Annotated in this window: 17 protein-coding genes and 1 pseudogene; 11 read left to right on the top strand and 7 right to left on the bottom strand. The window is 72.8% G+C overall.

Features of this window, described 5'->3' with window-relative positions; all coding sequences use genetic code 11:
* The first annotated feature begins 366 nt into the window (after nucleotides 1–366).
* The 3 genes from AB0D66_RS30265 to AB0D66_RS30255 all read left to right on the top strand — a co-directional run bounded on the left by AB0D66_RS30265 (nucleotide 367) and on the right by AB0D66_RS30255 (nucleotide 2,906).
* The gene (locus tag AB0D66_RS30265; protein ID WP_362310365.1) at nucleotides 367–1,620 is read left to right on the top strand and encodes an MFS transporter; all 1,254 of its coding nucleotides are present in this window, start codon (nucleotides 367–369) and stop codon (nucleotides 1,618–1,620) included.
* A 162-nt stretch (nucleotides 1,621–1,782) separates the two neighbouring features.
* On the top strand, nucleotides 1,783–2,655 hold the full coding sequence (locus AB0D66_RS30260; protein ID WP_362310363.1) for an isocitrate lyase/PEP mutase family protein: 873 nt from the start codon (nucleotides 1,783–1,785) through the stop codon (nucleotides 2,653–2,655).
* Nucleotides 2,652–2,906 carry a hypothetical protein gene (locus AB0D66_RS30255; protein WP_362310361.1) on the top strand — a complete coding sequence of 85 codons (255 nt, stop codon included), beginning with the start codon at nucleotides 2,652–2,654 and terminating at the stop codon, nucleotides 2,904–2,906. Before AB0D66_RS30260 ends, AB0D66_RS30255 begins: the two co-directional genes overlap by 4 nt.
* A gap of 81 nt (nucleotides 2,907–2,987) precedes the next feature.
* Here AB0D66_RS30255 and AB0D66_RS30250 read toward each other — a convergent pair whose 3' ends face one another.
* Nucleotides 2,988–3,887, bottom strand: a complete 900-nt coding sequence (locus AB0D66_RS30250) for an NAD-dependent protein deacetylase (protein WP_362310360.1) — start codon at nucleotides 3,885–3,887, stop codon at nucleotides 2,988–2,990.
* Between the two features lie 120 nt (nucleotides 3,888–4,007).
* Nucleotides 4,008–4,340, bottom strand: coding sequence for a plasmid stabilization protein (locus tag AB0D66_RS30245; protein ID WP_362310358.1), 333 nt, complete (start codon nucleotides 4,338–4,340; stop codon nucleotides 4,008–4,010).
* Between the two features lie 182 nt (nucleotides 4,341–4,522).
* Here AB0D66_RS30245 and AB0D66_RS30240 point away from each other — a divergent pair, with 182 nt between their 5' ends.
* Nucleotides 4,523–5,812 carry a peptide ligase PGM1-related protein gene (locus AB0D66_RS30240; RefSeq protein WP_362310356.1) on the top strand — a complete coding sequence of 430 codons (1,290 nt, stop codon included), beginning with the start codon at nucleotides 4,523–4,525 and terminating at the stop codon, nucleotides 5,810–5,812.
* A gap of 88 nt (nucleotides 5,813–5,900) precedes the next feature.
* On the opposite strand, the gene AB0D66_RS30235 is transcribed toward AB0D66_RS30240, so the two are convergent.
* Entirely contained in the window at nucleotides 5,901–6,179 is a 279-nt protein-coding gene (locus tag AB0D66_RS30235) for a GlsB/YeaQ/YmgE family stress response membrane protein (protein ID WP_361767142.1), read from the bottom strand.
* A 219-nt stretch (nucleotides 6,180–6,398) separates the two neighbouring features.
* Between AB0D66_RS30235 and AB0D66_RS30230 the strand changes: the two genes are divergently transcribed.
* The 3 genes from AB0D66_RS30230 (at nucleotide 6,399) to AB0D66_RS30220 (ending at nucleotide 10,491) form a co-directional block, all read left to right on the top strand.
* A complete protein-coding gene (locus tag AB0D66_RS30230; protein ID WP_362310353.1) occupies nucleotides 6,399–7,610 on the top strand; it encodes an aromatic acid exporter family protein in 1,212 nt (403 codons plus the stop codon).
* Nucleotides 7,611–7,760: 150 nt separating this feature from the next.
* Nucleotides 7,761–9,041: an NAD(P)/FAD-dependent oxidoreductase gene (locus AB0D66_RS30225; RefSeq protein WP_362310351.1), complete on the top strand. Its 1,281-nt coding sequence runs from the start codon at nucleotides 7,761–7,763 to the stop codon at nucleotides 9,039–9,041.
* A 49-nt stretch (nucleotides 9,042–9,090) separates the two neighbouring features.
* Entirely contained in the window at nucleotides 9,091–10,491 is a 1,401-nt protein-coding gene (locus AB0D66_RS30220; protein ID WP_362310349.1) for an FAD-dependent oxidoreductase, read from the top strand.
* Here the strand turns inward: AB0D66_RS30220 and AB0D66_RS30215 are convergent.
* Both AB0D66_RS30215 and AB0D66_RS30210 read right to left on the bottom strand, forming a co-directional pair.
* Nucleotides 10,454–10,831, bottom strand: a complete 378-nt coding sequence (locus tag AB0D66_RS30215) for a hypothetical protein (protein WP_362310347.1) — start codon at nucleotides 10,829–10,831, stop codon at nucleotides 10,454–10,456. The two genes, AB0D66_RS30220 and AB0D66_RS30215, sit on opposite strands and share 38 nt — an antisense overlap.
* A 78-nt stretch (nucleotides 10,832–10,909) precedes the next feature.
* Nucleotides 10,910–12,094, bottom strand: a complete 1,185-nt coding sequence (locus AB0D66_RS30210) for a zinc-dependent alcohol dehydrogenase (RefSeq protein WP_362310345.1) — start codon at nucleotides 12,092–12,094, stop codon at nucleotides 10,910–10,912.
* A gap of 199 nt (nucleotides 12,095–12,293) precedes the next feature.
* On the opposite strand from AB0D66_RS30210, the gene AB0D66_RS30205 reads away from it, so the two are divergent.
* From AB0D66_RS30205 to AB0D66_RS30195, 3 genes are all read left to right on the top strand, one after another.
* Nucleotides 12,294–13,394, top strand: coding sequence for a glutamate--cysteine ligase (locus tag AB0D66_RS30205; RefSeq protein ID WP_362310343.1), 1,101 nt, complete (start codon nucleotides 12,294–12,296; stop codon nucleotides 13,392–13,394).
* Nucleotides 13,395–13,427: 33 nt separating this feature from the next.
* Complete coding sequence (locus AB0D66_RS30200) at nucleotides 13,428–14,237, top strand: SDR family oxidoreductase (protein ID WP_362310341.1); 810 nt, start codon at nucleotides 13,428–13,430, stop codon at nucleotides 14,235–14,237.
* A gap of 178 nt (nucleotides 14,238–14,415) precedes the next feature.
* Nucleotides 14,416–14,808 carry an ATP-binding protein gene (locus AB0D66_RS30195; RefSeq protein ID WP_362310339.1) on the top strand — a complete coding sequence of 131 codons (393 nt, stop codon included), beginning with the start codon at nucleotides 14,416–14,418 and terminating at the stop codon, nucleotides 14,806–14,808.
* A gap of 60 nt (nucleotides 14,809–14,868) precedes the next feature.
* Here the strand turns inward: AB0D66_RS30195 and AB0D66_RS30190 are convergent, their stop codons facing one another.
* A complete protein-coding gene (locus AB0D66_RS30190) occupies nucleotides 14,869–15,222 on the bottom strand; it encodes a PRC-barrel domain-containing protein (RefSeq protein ID WP_362310337.1) in 354 nt (117 codons plus the stop codon).
* 83 nt (nucleotides 15,223–15,305) lie between these two features.
* Entirely contained in the window at nucleotides 15,306–15,797 is a 492-nt protein-coding gene (locus AB0D66_RS30185; RefSeq protein ID WP_362310335.1) for a flavin reductase family protein, read from the bottom strand.
* 210 nt (nucleotides 15,798–16,007) lie between these two features.
* Here AB0D66_RS30185 and AB0D66_RS30180 point away from each other — a divergent pair.
* Nucleotides 16,008–16,220: pseudogene (locus tag AB0D66_RS30180) on the top strand (hypothetical protein); the annotation flags it as partial.
* Nucleotides 16,221–16,395 lie beyond the last annotated feature (175 nt).

Below are 16,395 nucleotides of genomic sequence, written 5' to 3'. Positions count from 1 at the left end.
TGACGCGCAGTCACGATGATGAAACATCAGTGCGCTTGTCACCAAATTGGGCAAGTATTTCCGGCCATCCCGGCACTGTGCGCCAGTATTTGCGTCTGGCTGGAAGGGCCTGCACCCCCCTGGAGGCGGAGGCGCGCGCTCCAACGCGAGGCGGGACCGTGCCGGGGAGCCGCGTTAGCGCAGCCCGCGGGGAGGAGCCCGGCGCCGGCGGCGCTGGTCCGCATCCCTCGGCGCGACCGGCGGGCAGCCCTCGGCGCCGCCACGGGCGGTGCCCGTCGCGCCGAGCCGAACGGCTCAGCCGGTCGTGTTGAGCCGAACAGCTCAGCCCGTCGCGCCGGGCCGGCCGGGGGTTCGTAGCGTGGTGCCGTGGCAGCCACCGAGAAGCCTTCGCCCGCCGCCTACCGCAATCTGTTCGTGGCCACGGTCGGGTTCGTGCTCACCTTCTGGGCCTGGGACCTGATCGCGCCGCTGGGCAGCGACTACCGGGACCGGCTCGGGCTGAGCTCGGTCCAGCAGTCGCTGCTGGTCGCGGTGCCCGTGATCGTCGGTTCCGTGGGCCGTGTCCCGGTGGGCGCGCTCACCGACCGCTACGGCGCGCGCCTGATGTTCCCGCTGGTCTCCGCGCTCACCATCGTGCCGGTGCTGCTGCTGATCCCCGCGCGCCACTCGTACGCCGCGACGCTGGCCGTCGGCTTCGTGCTCGGCCTCGCGGGAACCACCTTCGCCATCGGCGTCCCGCTGGTCAACTCCTGGTTCCCGCCCGCCCGGCGCGGCTTCGCGCTCGGAGTCTTCGGCATGGGCATGGGCGGGGTGGCGCTCTCGGGCTACTTCACCCCGCGGATCGCCGCCCACGGCGAGACCCTTCCCTTCCTCGTGGTGGCCGCCGCCCTCGCCGTGTACGCCGCGCTCGCCGCCCTGCTGCTCCGGGACCGGCCCGGCCGCCCGGTGCCGAGCGATTCGCTGACCGCCCGGCTCGGCCGCGCGGGCCGGCTGCGGGTGACCTGGGAGCTGTCGGCGCTGTACGCGATCGGCTTCGGCGGCATCGTCGCCTTCGGGGTGTACCTGCCGACGTACCTGAAGACCTGGTACGGGCTCTCGCCGACCGATGCGGGCACCAAGGCGGCCGGATTCGCCCTCCTGACCGTCATCGCCCGCCCCTTCGGCGGCTGGCTGGCCGACCGCGTCCACCCGGCCCTGGTCACGGCGGCGGCCCTCGGCTTCGTCGCGCTCCTCGCCGTCGTCCAGGCGTTCGACCCCGCTCTGGACCCCGTCGGGACCATCTGCTTCCTGTGCATCGCGGCGGGGCTCGGGACGGCGAGCGGCAGCGTCTTCGCCCTGGTGGCGCAGGTGACACCGCAGGCCCAGGTGGGCAGCGTCACCGGCATCGTCGGTGCGGTGGGAGGCCTGGGCGGTTTCGTGCCGCCCCTGGTCATGGGCGCCGTGTACAGCGCCAAGGACTCCTACTCGATCGGCTTCATGCTCCTGTCCGACCTGGCCCTGGCGGGCTGCGTGTACGCGTACGGCCGGATGCGCACCGTACGGCCGGACGGCGCCGGCGCACAGCCGCCGGGCGGCCCGGGCCGGGGGGTTGTCGCTGTCGGTCAGTCGGGCGACGAGTGACGTTTCTGTGGTGAACGGGCTACGCCGTTGGGGTGAGTAAAGGCTTCACAAGTGAAGGGTCTGCACTTCACCAAGGGAAGATCCACATCGCGTAAAGGGCCGTCGTGTCGAACTGGCCCCCGCCCTTCCCTGTGCCAACGCGCCCCTCGGAGGAACCGAACGATGACTTACGGCAACAAGCTGCGGGAACAGATCGCGAAGCCGGGCACCACCCCCCTGATCGGGGTGTACGACATGTACTCCGCCTCGGTGGCGGCCCAGCACTACGACGGGATGTTCGTGTCCGGATTCGGCTTCGCCGCCTCCTACTACGGGCTGCCGGACATCGGATTCATCGCCTGGCCCGACATGGTGGCCTTCGTCCAGCGCCTGCGCGGTGCCTTCCCCCGCCACCACCTCCTCGTCGACATCGACGACGGCTACGTCGACCCCGAGGTGGCCTGTCACGTCGTGGAGGGCCTGGAGCGGATGGGCGCCTCCGGCGTCATCCTCGAGGACCAGAAGCGCCCGAGGCGCTGCGGGCACGCGGACGGCAAGCAGGTGCTGCCGCTGGGGGAGTACCTGGAGAAGCTGGACATGGTGCTGGCCACCCGAAAAGACCTGGTGGTCGTCGCGCGCACCGACGCGACGGAGGAGGCCGACATCATCCACCGGGCGCAGGCGCTGGCGGCGACGGACGCCGACGTCGTACTGGTCGACGGCGTGCGCAGCGTGGAGTGGATCGAGCGGATCCGCGAGGCGGTCGGCGGCAAGCCGCTGCTGTTCAACCAGATCGCCGGAGGCAAGTCGCCCCGCCTGTCCCTCGGCGAGCTGACCGACCTCGGCGTCGACGTGGCCATCTACAGCACTCCGTGCCTCTTCGCCGCGCACAAGGCCATGGACACCGCACTGGCCGAGCTGAGGCTCGCCGACGGGCGGCTGCCCGCGGCGGACGGCAGCGACGAGGTCGGTGTCGGGGAGTCCACCCAGCTACTGGCCAAGAACATCACGCGCCACCACCCGGTGCCGGGAGCGCGCGAGAGCGTGGGCGTGTGACCGGCGCGCGCCTGCGTGCCGCCGCCTGTCTGGCGGTCGCCGTCCTCGCGGGCGGTACGGCGCCGGCTGCCGCGAGCGGAAGCCTGATCACCGTCATCGACAATTCGCACGCCGACTCCGTGCTCGAAGTCGACCGGACCGCCAACCTCCAGAGCGGGAGCGGGACCGCGGGCAGCGATCACGACGGCAGCGCCGTGGACGTGCTGGCCACTCTCGTGGAAGCGGCCCGCCTGGAGCACGGGGAGGACTGACCCGGGCCGACCCGGCCCGCGCGGCGCCTGCACGGGCCGCCGCGCGGGCGTGGGTCGGGGCCCCCGGGTTCCCGGGCCGCGTCAGGGCGCCGTGCGGCCGTCGACGGGGACGTCCAGCCGGTCGGCCAGGGTGGTGAGGGCGGCCCCCAGGGGGAGCGCGACCCGGGTCACGGCGTGCTGGTCGCCGCGGGTCGTGTCCCGGTTGACGATCAGTACGGGCTTCCCCTCCCGGGCCGCCTGACGGACGAACCGAAGCCCCGACATCACGGTCAGCGACGAGCCCAGGACCAGCAGCGAGGTCGCCTCCGCGACCAGCGCGCGACAGCGCTCGACCCGCTGCGGCGGCACGGCTTCGCCGAAGAACACCACGTCCGGTTTGAGGATGCCGCCACACCCTGAGCAGGGCACCACGCGGAAATCCCGTACCTGTTCGTCGGTGAGGTCGGCGTCCCCGTCCGGGTTCAGTCCGGCGGCCACCGGTGCGAAGCCCGCGTTGGCCTCCTCGAGCCGCCGGGCGAGTTCGCGGCGCGGGAGGGAGGCGCCGCAGGACAGGCACACGACCCGGTCCAGGCCTCCGTGCAGCTCTACCACGCCGTCACTGCCGGCGGCCTGGTGCAGCCCGTCGACGTTCTGGGTGATCACCCCGGAGAGCAGCCCGTGCCGCCCGAAGGCGGCCACGGCCCGGTGCCCGGCATTGGGCAGGGCCCGGCCGAAGGTCCGCCAGCCGAGGTGGCTGCGCGCCCAGTACCGGCGCCGGCCCCGCGCGCTGGAGGTGAACTCCTGGTAGGTCATGGGCGTGTGCCGGCGCAGGCTCCCGCCCTCGCCCCGGTAGTCGGGGATCCCCGACTCGGTGGACAGGCCCGCCCCGCTGAGCACCAGCACGCCCCCGGCCCTCAGCGCATCGGCGACCGGCCCGGGATCGGTGCTCGCGGGCCGTGGATCCCCGGTAGGCGTCCAGCTGAGAGTGGGGCGCATACGCATGCCCCCAGAGTACGGAACCCGAGTACGGAACCCGAGAACGGAACCCGAGAACGGAACCCGAGAACGGAACCCGTCCAAAGGGCGGGGCCGAGCCGGCGGCCGCTCGGCTCCGCCGCGCGGTCAGTGGCCGAGGGCGTTCTTGAGCTGCTGCTTGGTCATGGTCGAGCGGCCCTCGACACCGCGCTTCTTCGCCTCCTGGTACAGCTCGTCCTTGGTGCGTTCGGACGAGCCGCCGCCCCCGCTGCCGGACTTCTGCCCGCCCCGCTGTGAGGCCGACTTGCCCTGTGTGGAGCTACGGCTGGCGGTCTTGCTCTCTCCCGACCGGGCACGTTCCTTGTTCACCGTGCGGGAGGCCATCTCCTTCGCGCGGCCTTCGGACATGCCGCGCTTCTCGCCCGACTCCTTGACGTGCTCGTACTGCCGTTCCCGCTTGGGACTTGAACCTCGGGGCATGACGAAACCCTTCATCGACGGACATGACTTCAAGGCCATGGTGCGCGTACCCGCAACCGCCCGCATCTCACGCCGCTCGGACGGGGGACGGGCCCGGCGCGGCCCCGGCCGTGCGCCGCCGGCCCGAACAGGGCACCGTAGGGAGGCACCGTGAGGATGAGGGGGAGGAGAGGGGAACCGCCGTGAACGAGCCGGACGCAGCTCCGTGGGTCGTCTTCGCCAACTTCCTGTCGGACCTGGCGGTGGATCTCGACGAAGGCCAGGCGCTGGCGCAGTGGGCACTCCAGGCGCCGCGGAAGGCCTGGCTGCTGAGGGCCGGGGACGTACTGGTGAGCCCGGTACCGCTGAGCGGGGAGTTCCGGCGGTACGTGAGCGGCCTGACCGGAGTGCCGATCGAGCGGGCCGCGGTCATCGAGGTACCGCCCGCGGGCTCCGTCCCCCTCGCGGAGGCGGTCCGCCGGGCCGGGCTCCTCGGGGAGGTGCGCGCCCACGCGGGCCGGCCGGGGACCGCCCTGCTGCCCACGGCCATGGACGCGTCCGCCCTCGCGTTCGCCCGGGACCTCGGCATCACCGTGCACCCCTACGCGAGCGTCGAGGAGGCCGTGGCCGCCCTGCCGACCACGATGCTGCTGAACACGAAGGCGGGCTTCCGCCACGCCGCCGCGCAGGTCGGCATGCGGTTGCCGGAGGGGCGGGTGTGCCGGCGCCCGGAGGTGGCGCAAGCCGTGGCCCGGCTCCTTCGGCAGCACGAGCGCGTGGTGGTCAAACCCGACCGCTCCGCGGGCGGACACGGTCTGCGCTTCCTCTCGCGGAAGGAGGCGGGCGGGCCGGGAGCGGAACTGGCGCTGGAGTCCGTCGGCGGCCCGGACGGCCTGTGGGTGGTGGAGGAGTGCCTGCCGGTGGCGGAGTCGGTGAGCATCCAGATGGAGAACACCGCTTCCGGCACGCGCGTCCTGTTCAGCGGGGCGATGCGCGTGGAACGGGGATCCTTCACGGGGTACGCGTCCCCCCTGCCGCCCTCCTGCGCGCACGTGGCCGGCGAGCTGGAGGAATGGGGGACGGGGCTGGGCCGCCACCTGGCCGGGCACGGCTACCTCGGCCCCTTCGGCCTGGACGCGCTCGTCACCGCGGACGGCGTGGCGTACGCCAGTGAGAGCAACGTCCGCCGGACCGCGACCACCACGCCCCACGCGATGGTCACCCGGCTGACGGCGGCGTCCGGATCCCCCCGGCCCGCGTGGGCGGCGTCGAAGGGGCGGACCGCCCGTCCGCTCGGCTTCGAGGAAGCCGTGGGCCGGCTGCGTGCACACGGCGTCGCCTTCGACCCGGCACGCGGGGAGGGCGTGGTGCTCTACGGGGACGCGCCCGCGGACGGCCGCTCATGGCGGTACGCGGTCATCGCCGCGGACCGGGGCGAAGTGGGGGAGCAGGAGGCGGTCCTGGCGCGGGCCCTCGGTTTCGACGGCCCCTGACCGGCCGGGCGGTCGCAGAAGACGAACGGCCCCGCCCTCGCCATGAGGGGGAGCCGTTCGCCGTGGCCCGCGGGCCCGCCGACCGCGGTCAGGCGTGCCGGTGGGAACGCCGGTTCCCGGTGACGAGACGGTAGAGGGCCAGGAGGATGACGGAGCCGACGATGGCCGCGATCCAGGTGGACAGGTCGAAGAATCCGTCGATGGAGTCGACGCCGAAGATGACCTTGCCCAGCCAGCCGCCGAGCAGGCCGCCTGCGATGCCGATGAGCATGGTGATGATGATCCCGCCCGGGTCCTTGCCCGGCATGAGTGCCTTGGCGATGAAGCCGGCGAGCAGCCCGATGAGGATCCAAGCGATGATGCCCATGATGCGTCTCCTGCCCTGTCCTGTGAGGTCTGGTGTCAGCTCGCTTCTGCGCGCTTCTCGGGATTCCAAACCTGCCCCGCGCCGGGCCGTGCCGAGACGGGCGGCGGCGGTCTCCTCCAGGGCGAACGCGCTTCCCCCGAGTGCGCGGGACGGCGCCGCCGGGGTGTCAATACGGTCCGCACCGCGTCACGCGGCTCCGCCTGGGGAATGCGGGCAGGCATGCCGCAAATGATCACTGCCCTAGCCGCCCGTATCGCGCACCGCCGCCGGGAGCCCGTCGCCGTGCAGGCCTTGCGGTCCACCGCGGCGGCCGTCATCAGCTACGTCGTCGCGCTCCGCCTCAGCAGCGAGCCGAACCCGCTGACCGCACCGCTGACCGCCCTGCTCGTCGTCCAGGTCACCCTCTACTCGACGCTGACCACCGGCATCCGGCGGGTGAACTCCGTCGTCGTCGGCGTCCTGATCGCGATCGGCTTCAGCGCACTGGTGGGCCTCACCTGGTGGAGCCTCGGCCTGCTCATCCTGGCCTCCCTCGTGGTGGGCCACCTGGTCAGGGTCGACGAGTTCGTCCCCGAGGTCGCGATCAGCGCGATGCTCGTCCTCGGCGTCACCCAGGTCACGGACACGGCCTGGGACCGGGTCCTGGAGACGCTGATCGGCGCGGCGGTCGGGCTCCTGATCAACCTGCTCGTCGCGCCGCCCGTCTGGGTCGGCCCGGCCGGGGCCGCGATCACCGACCTCGCCGCGCGCATGAGCCGGCTCCTGACCCACCTCGGCGAGGAGTCCCTCGGAACCGGCAAGGTGGAGCAGGCAGCGGCCCGGCTGCACGAGGCCCGGCGGCTCGACAACGACATCGCGCAGGTCGACGCGTCCCTCCGGCAGGCCGAGGACAGCCTGCGCCTCAACCCGAGGGTCAAGGAGGGCCTGCTCTTCCGGCTCGTGCTCCGGACGGGTCTGGACACCCTGGAGATCTGCGCGGTGGTGCTGCGCGTGGCCTCCAGGACCCTGACGGACCTGGCCAAGGCGCGCCCCGACGGTCCGCTCTTCCCGACCGAGACCACCCTCGCGCTGCGGCAGGTGCTCACCCACACGGCCGTCGCCGTCACGAGCTTCGCCCAGCTGATCACCGCGCAGGTCAGTGCCAACGCGGAAGAGGCCGAAGCCCGGCTGACGGGGGAGCTGGCGGTGGCCCGCGCCAACCGCGACCGGCTCGCGGAACTGCTGCTCGCCGATGTCGGAGAGGACGCGGCCCAGTGGCAGCTGCGGGGCGCACTGCTCGCGGAGATCGACCGGGTCCTCGACGAGCTGGGCGTGGACAAGCGCTCCCAGCGCCTGCTGGAGGAGCTGGACCACCACACCCGCAGCCGCCGGACCGGCGGCCTGCGCGGCCGTCTGCGCCGCCGCTCCGACCGGGGCCGGCCGGCGGAGTGAGCCGGCCGAGGCCGTGAGGGGAAGGCCCGCCCCGGCCTGACCATGCGTCACCCGGCGTACGGATCCCTACACTTGGTCATGTGCCTGACAGGAATGGAAGGGCATGCGCACTCCCACGAACGGCACCACCCCGAAGGGAGCGATCCGTACATGACCCAGCCCGAGAGCGCGGGACACGACTACGACGTCGTCATCAGCGGAGCCGGCCTCGCCGGCAGCGCCGCGGCGATCCTGCTCGCTCGACGCGGTGTCCGCGTCGCACTCCTGGAACGCCGCGCGGACCCCGAGGCGTACAAGGTGCTGTGCACCCACTCCCTCACCGCCAGCGCCTACCCGGTGCTGGCGGAGCTCGGCCTCGTCCCCGCTCTGGAGAAGGCCGGAGCCGTCCCCAACCACGCCCGCTGGTACACCCGTTGGGGGTGGATCGAGCCGAGAGCCGCGCCGGGGGGCCCCGAGCTGCCGTACGGGTACAACATCCGGCGCAGCACCCTGGACCCGCTGATCAGGTCCCGTGCGGCCCGGACCCCGGGGGTCGATTTGCTCCTGGGCCACCAAGTGACCGGCCTGGTAAGGGAATCCGGGCGAACCCTGGGGGTGCGCGCGTCGACCCCGCGGGGCGAGCGCGAGATCCGGGCCCGACTCGTGGTCGGCGCCGACGGCAAGGACTCGGCCGTGGCGAAATTCGCCGGGCTGCCCGCCCGGCTGCACGAGAACGCGCGGTTCGGCTATCTCGCGCACTTCCGCAACCTCCCGCTGCGCGACGGGATCGCCCACGCCTGGTTCCTCGAACCCGACATGGCGTACGCCTTCCCCAACGACGACGGGGTGACGGTCCTCGCGGTGCTCCCGGACAAGAAGCGGCTGCCGGCCTTCCGTGAAGACCTGGAGGGCAGCTTCCTCGCGTTCGTCCGCGCCCTGCCCGAGGCGCCGCCCATCGACTCCGCCGAACGCACGACGAAGCTCATCGGCACGGTCAACTACCCGCTCCACAGCCGCAAACCGACCGCACCGGGCGTCGCGCTCATCGGAGACGCCGCCCTGACCGGCGACCCCCTGTGGGGAGTGGGATGCGGATGGGCCCTGCAGTCCGCGCAATGGCTGGCGCAGGCCGTGGCCCCGGCCGCGACCGGCCGGGGCGACCTCGAACGGTCGCTCGCGGCCTACGCACGCACACACCGGCGCCGGCTGCGCGGCCACCAGTACCTGGCCGCCGACTTCGCCACGTCCCGCCCGTTCAACCCCGTGGAACGGCTGGTGTTCTCGGCGGCGGCGCGCGACGCGGCGATGGCGCGGCACATGCACCTGTTCGCCTCCCGCCTGATCGGCCCGCTGCGCTTCCTGAACCCCCTGGCCCTGGCCAAGGCTTCGGCCGTCAACCTCAGGCACCGCCGGGCAGCGGCAACCACCGCGCACCCGCCCGGAAAGCCGTAACCCGCCACCCGGTAGGCTCGATCCGCAACACGACACGAGGGGGAGCTCAGTGGCGCGGGTTGCGGTGATCGGCGGGGGAATCAGCGGGCTGGGGACGGCACTCATGCTCGGTCGACGGGGCCACCGGGTCACGTTGTTCGAGCGGGACGTGCGGGAGGCCGGTGACGACCCGGACCGCGACTTCTTCCATTGGCACAGGCCCCGCGTCCCGCAGGCCGTCCAGCCCCACACTCTCCTCGCACCCGTGCGCACGGTGCTGCGCGCCGAAACCCCCGACGTCTACGCGGACGTGCTGGCCCGCGGCGCCCGGGAGTACCACGAGTTCGACTGGTTCGACGAACATCCGCCCTACCGGGTCGGCGACGAGGACCTGGTGATCCTGCGCGCCCGCCGCATCGTGCTGGAGGCCGCACTGGCCGCGGCGGTGCGGCGGGAACGCACCGTCGAGGTGCGGCGGGGCCGCCCGGTGAGCGCCCTCGCCCTCGCAGGAGGCCGCCCCGGCCGGGTCACCGGCGTGCGGGTGGGCGACCGGACGCACCGGGCGGACCTCGTCGTCGACGCGTCGGGCCGTCGCTCGCCGGTGCCCGCCTGGCTGACCACGGCCGGCTGCCGGCCGCCGCTGGTCGACAGCCACCGCGCCGGGATCGCCTACCTGTGCCGCTGGTACCGCCTGCGGGCCGACGGGCCCCGGGACCCCGGGCGGGTGAAGACCACCTCGGTCGTGCCGTTCGCCTTCGCCAGCATCTTCCTCTCCGACAACGACACCTTCGCGGTGAACCTGGTCCTCTCCACGGGAGATCCGACCCGGGGCGCGCTCACCGACCCCGCCGTGTTCGAGGCCGTCGCCCGCCGCTTCCCCGCCACCGCCGCCTGGCTCGACCTGGCCCCCGAACCGCAGTCCGCCGTCCTGGCCATGGCCGGGCTGGACAACCGCTGGACCGCCCTCGCCGACGACGACGGACCCATCGTCACGGGCCTGGTCAACGCCGGGGACAGCCTCATCCACACCAACCCCACCTCGGGTCACGGCGTGTCCTTCGGCCTGCTCTGCGCCCAGTACCTCGCCGCCCACGCCGACGAGATCGCCGCGGACCCCGCCGGATACCACGCCTGGACGGCGCGGACCCTGCGCCCCTGGTTCGAGGCACAGGTGACGGCCGACCGAGCCAACGAGCAACGGCTCGCCGAGAACGCACCCCCCGTGGACCGGCGGGCCGCCGCCGTGGGTGCCTGTGCCTTCGACGACCCCGTCGTCATGCGGGCCCGGGCCCAGGTGCGCCACCTCCTGCGGCCCGCGCAGGAGGCCTACGGCACCGAAGAGGTGGGCCGGCACGTCACCGCCTGGCTGGCAGCCCGCCCCGCCTTCACCCCGGAGTACGAAGGCCCGACCCGTGACCAGTGGGACGCGCTCATCAGTTCCGGTTCCGCCATCGGATCCTCCACCGGGTGAGGAGTTCGCCCGGTGTGCGGGCCGGCGGCGTGCGCTCGGCCGGCCGCTCCTCCTGCGGCGTGAGGGGAACGCTCGGCATGAGGTAGCGCATGCCCTCCGCCTCCAGCGCGCACAGGGGTACGTCGTCCGGCTCGTCGGGGTGGCCCACACGGACGAGGAAGGGCTGCGGGGGGTCGGTGGGGAGCTCGCCCCGCAGGACGGCGGCCGCACGGCGGGGCGTGCGGACCGACGCGACGGTCTTGCCGTCGACCAGCAGTTCCGTGAGCCGGCGCCGGACATCGCTCAGGACGGTGATCGAGTGTCCGTCCTGGTCCAGGTGATATCGGTGGTGGGGCGCCACGCCAGCCTCCCCGCGGGTTCCTGTGACCAGCGTAGCCGCCCGCCCCGGCCGGCCGGGGGTGCGAAGGGGGTGGCGGCGTCAGGGGGCGAAGAGCACCTTGACCGCGCCGTCCTGCTTCTTCTGGAACATCTCGTAGGCCCGGGGCGCCTCGGCGAGGGGCAGCCGGTGGGTGGCGAAGTCCTCCACGCCGAGCGGGTCGCCGTCCGTGAGCAGCGGCAGCAGGTCGTCGACCCAGCGCCACACGTTGGCCTGGCCCATCCGCAGCTGGATCTGCTTGTCGAACATGGTCAGCAGCGGCATCGGATCGGCCATGCCGCCGTACACGCCCACGAGGGAGATCGTGCCGCCCCGGCGTACGAGGTCGATGGCCAGGTGGAGGGCGGAGAGGCGGTCCACGCCGAAGCGCTGCATCATCCTGGCGGCCAAGGCGTCCGGCAGCATGGTGGTCAGGTGCTGGGCGCCCTTGGCCACGGGCGCACCGTGGGCTTCCATGCCGACGGCATCGATGACGGAGTCCGGGCCGCGTCCGCCGGTCAGCGCCCGCACGGCGTCGGGGAGGTCGGATCCGTACAGGTGCAGGTCGAGGGTGTGCACGCCGCGTGCGGCGGCACGGCGCAGCCGGTCGGGAACGAGGTCGACGCCGATGACGAGGCCCGCCCCGCGGTGTGCGGCGATGCGGGCGGCCATGTCTCCGATGGGCCCCAGGCCGAGTACGGCGACGGTGCCGCCGGGCGGGATCGCGGCGTACTCCACGGCCTGCCAGGCCGTGGGCAGGACGTCGGAGAGGTAGACGAACCGGTCGTCGGGTCCGTCACCCGGCACGGGGATGGGAAGGGTGTTGCCGAACGGCACCCGGAGGTATTCGGCCTGGCCGCCGGGGACCTGCCCGTAGAGCTTGGTGTAGCCGAAGAGGGCGGCGCCGCTGCCGTACTCGTGGACCTGAGTGGTCTCGCACTGGGAGTACAGGCCCGTCCCGCACATGTGGCAGGTGCCGCAGGAGATGTTGAACGGGACGACGACGCGGTCGCCGGGCTTGACCCGGGTGACCTCGGGGCCGACCTCCTCCACGATGCCCATGGGCTCGTGGCCGAGGATGTCCCCGACGTCGAGGAACGGACCGAAGAGCTCGTACAGGTGCAGGTCGGAGCCGCACAGGCCGGTGGTGGTGATCTTCACGATCACGTCCGCGGGGTCCTTGATCGCGGGGTCGGGCACACTGTCGACGCGTACGTCGCGCTTGCCGTGCCAGGTCAGGGCCTTCATGGCGACTCCTGGGTCGGTGGAGTACGGCTTCCCGGGCCGTCCCGTGGGCCACGGTCCGGCCCTGCGCATGCCCCCGCGGAGCGGGACAAAACACCACCGCGCCCCATCGGCCGGGGCGACCGGGAAACCTGTCCCCGGACACCGTCACGGCAGGGCGTTCCCCGCGGGTGATCAAGGCGGATCGGGGTAGCCGCTCGGCATGATCACTGTTGGGGTCGAGGAAGAGTATCTGCTGGTCGACCCGGTGACGCTGCTCCCCGCGCCGCTCGTGGAGGAAGTGCGGGCCACGGCCGGTCTGGGCGCGGCCCCCCTCGCCGACGCGCGGGAGGTCCAGGACGAGCTCCTCCAGGCGCAGATCGAGGTCGCCACCCCGGTGTGCGAGGCCCTCGACGAGGTCGGGGGCCACCTCCTGCGGCTGCGCCACGCCGTCGCCTCCGCGGCCCAGGCCAACGGCTGCCGCATCGCGGCCTCGGGCGCCGCACCCCTGCGGGACGTCGAACCCGTCCCCGTCACCGGCAGACCGAGGTACCTGCGGATGCGGGGTGAGGCCCGGCAGCTGGTCGACGAGCAACTGATCTGCGGTATGCACGTCCATGTCGGCATTCCCGACCGGGAGACCGGGGTGGCGGTCCTCAACCGCCTGCGCATCTGGCTCCCGACGCTGCTGGCCATGTCCGCGAACTCTCCCCTGTGGGACGGCAGGGCCACCGGGTTCGCCAGCTGGCGCACGATCATCTTCGGCCGCTGGCCGGTGAGCGGGCCGGTACCCCGCTTCGCGGGACTCGCGGACTACGAGGCCCGGGCCGAGGCGCTGCTGGCATCGGGGGTGATAGCCGACCGGGGCCAGCTGTACTGGCAGGCGAGGCTCTCGGAGACCTACCCGACCGTCGAGGTGCGCTGCTGCGACGTGCAGCTCGACGCGGACGAGGCCGTCATGCTGGCCGGCATCGTCCGCGCCCTGGTCACCACCGCGATCGCCGACGAGCAGGCGGGAGTGGCCCCGGTCCACTGGCAGCCCGAGATCCTGCAGGCCGCCACGTGGCACGCGGCCCGGCACGGGCTGAGCAGCACGCTGCTGGACCCGGACGGGCGGCCCCGGAGCAGTGGGGACGCGCTGTGCATGCTCCTGCGGCACATCGGCCCCGCCCTGGAGGAGTCCGGCGACCTCCGCGAGGTGAACTCGCTCGTGCACCGTCTGCTGCGCCGGGGCACCCCCGCCGACCGCCAGCGCCGTGCGTTCGCCGAGGGCGGCCTTCCTGCCGTCACCGAGCTCCTCACCGCCGAGGCCACCGCGCCGTGAGCCCCGGACGGCCGACCCGTGGAGGTTCCGACCATGATCACGCCCTTTGGCTTCGCCCCCAGGTCCGCCGTGGTGACCGGCTCGGATTCGGGGATCGGACGGGCCGTCGCCGTCCGGCTCGCGGAAGCGGGCGCCGACATCGGCATCACCTGGCACCGCGACGAGCGGGGAGCGCAGGAGACCGCGGAGGAGGTACGGGCCTGCGGCCGCCGTGCGGTCGTGGCCGGACTCGACCTCACCCGCCTGCCGGCCGCCGCGGACGTCATCGACACGCTGGCCGACGAGCTCGGGGGCATCGACGTCCTCGTCAACAACGCCGGGACCGGTACGGCCACGCCCTTCGTCGACCTCGAACTCGACACCGTACGGGAAGTCCTCGACGTCGACCTGGTCGGCCCGCTGCTCTGCGGCCAGCGGGCCGCCCGCCGGATGATCCGACAGGGCCGTGGCGGCCGGATCGTCAACATCACCTCGGTGCACGAACACCAGCCGCGGGTGGGCGCCGCGCCGTACTGCGCGGCCAAGGGCGGCCTGGGCCTGCTGACCCAGGTGATGGCCCTCGAACTGGCCGAGCACGGCATCACCGTCAACGCCGTCGCCCCGGGGGAGATCGCCACACCCATGACCGGCCAGGAGAACCGGGACGTCCGGGGCGAGGCGAGGCCGGGCATCCCGGCCGGCCGCCCCGGCGACGCGCGCGAGGTGGCGGCCGTGGTCGCCTTCCTCGCGGGCCCGGACGCCTCGTACGTGACCGGGGCGTCCTGGGCGGTCGACGGAGGAATGCTGCGGATGGGGCCCATGGCGGGTTCGCACATGGACCACGACGGCTGGCGCCGCCCGTGACCCGCGGCCCCGCCCGGTGCGACGGCACGCACGTGCGCCTCCCCGGGGGAGCGGGGCGGAACGGCGAAGGCGGGAAACCCGGGCTTTTCGGCGCCGTTCAGGCATGGGTGGCGCCCGAGTGGGCATCCGCAGCATTCGGAGGAAGCAGCGGTGTCGCCCACACGGAGGGAGGTCGGCGATGACTCTCCACCTCCAGCGGCACCTCGAGCTCCACCGGCCGACGGCAGCCGCTGATTCCCGCAAGGCCGCTCGCGGCCTGTTCGACACGGCTCGAAACGCCGGCGCTCCGGTGCGACCCGACGTCATGGACACCGCTCTGCTGCTGGTCAGCGAGCTCGTCACCAACGCGATCCGGCACACGGACGGCGACTGCTCGCTGGACCTCGAACTGGGCGCGGACGGCATCGGGATAGACGTCACCGATTTCAGCACCGCCGACCCGCGCCCCAGGAAGCCCGACGACCGGGGCGGCGGCGGGTGGGGGTGGAACCTGGTCAACCAGCTCGGCTCCGACGTGGCCGTCCGGCACCGCGCGGACGGAAAGACGGTCCACGTCCGCGTCCCCTGCTGATTCCGGCGGGAGAAGGCCCCCGGCCCGCAGCCCCTGGACGGATCCGGCCGCCCAGGGGCACTACATGTGGGGCTGGTTGTAGTACCGGGCGAACTGCTCCAGATAGCCGGCCTCGCCGCCGTACTTGGCTTCGTCGTACGCGGGGGCGTTCTTGATCTGCTCCTTGCTCCGGTTGACGTAGACCTTCTGCTCGGCCGCGTCGATGCGCGTGATCGTCCCGGCCGGGAGCAGTACGTGCTTGCCGAAGATCCACCCACCGGTGTCGACGACGAGGTGGGAGGTGCCGACGTCCTCCGAGTGCTTGTCGATCTTTCCGATGCTGCCGTCGGTGGCCTCGACCTTGTAGCCGACGAGGTCGATGCCCATCCGGTATCCGGCGTCCGGGTGGTAGCCCCAGATGTCTGCCTCGCTCATGGTCCGTGCCTTTCCGTGCGCGTCCGTGCCGCCCTTTTCCCTGCGCCTCCCCAGAAATGCCGGGGCCACGCATGGCCGGCGGCTCAGGCCGGGTGCCCCGGTGTGAGGTCCTGTACGTCGCCGAACAGCAGCAGCGGGGGCCGCGCGGGGCCGGGCGGGCTCTGCTCGACGGGCGAGAGCAGGAAGCCGACGTGGTCCCCGCCGTCGCTCAGCTCCTCGATCCGGCCGACGAACCAGGCGCACGCGTCAGCCAGGAGCGGCGCGGTCCCGTGGGCCGAAGGCCGCCAGGCGATGTCCGCGAACTTGTCGACGTCGTCGTCGCCGGTCCGGCTCCCGAAGAGCTCCGCCGTCTGCTTCTGGTCCTTCCGCAACGCGTGCACCGCCAGATGGGACGCCTGCCGTGCGATCCGGTAGGTGCGGTTGGCCTTGGAGAGCCACACCATGAAGCGGGGCGGGTCGATCGAGCACTGGGAGGCGAAGCCCACCAGGCAGCCGGCCCGCTCGCCCCCGGCCGCCGCCGTCACCACGTACATCGGATAGTCGAGCACCTCGGTGAACGCGTCCAGCTTTCCCACGATCAGGCCCCTGCCTCTGCGCTGCTGCTGCGGCGTCCGGACAGCGGTGTCCCGCGCCGCGGGAACGGGCCCGGTACGACCGGGCGTGATGTGTCGTCGATCCGGGAGCCGGTCGGCACCCGGGCATGGTGAGGCGGGAACGGGTCGCATCCCGGAAGGGCCTGCGTCGTTGAATTTCAGGTCCTGGCCCGCTATGGAAGCGAGACCCGCGTGAGCAGCCCGACCAACCTGTCACAAGAAGGCGCTGATGCCCTGCGACACCTGAGGGACAGGCGCGAGGTCAACACCGTGATCCTGCGCCGCACGGACAGCCCCCAGGCGCTGGCAGTGGAGCTGGAGGGCAACCTGACCCACGACGAGCTGCTCCAGGCCCTGCCGTCGGAGGAGGCGCGCCTGGTCGTCCACGAGCTGTCCTTCGCCACGCGGGAAGGCACGCGCAGGCATGAAACGCTGTTGATCCTGTGGGTGCCGTCGGGCGCCGCCGGGCCGGAGGAGGAGTCCTACCCTGATGGGGGCCGGGCTCGCCCTGAACCGTCCCGTCGGCCTGCGGCGCTGGATGGGCCCCTGGCGGCTGCTGGGGATCAGCATGCCGCTGACC

It is taken from the genome of Streptomyces sp. NPDC048270 (assembly GCF_040652335.1).
In the GTDB taxonomy this organism is placed as follows: Bacteria; Actinomycetota; Actinomycetes; order Streptomycetales; family Streptomycetaceae; genus Streptomyces.
The sequence above is the reverse complement of the archived record's forward strand: the minus strand, read 5'-3'. Positions and strand labels throughout refer to the sequence as shown.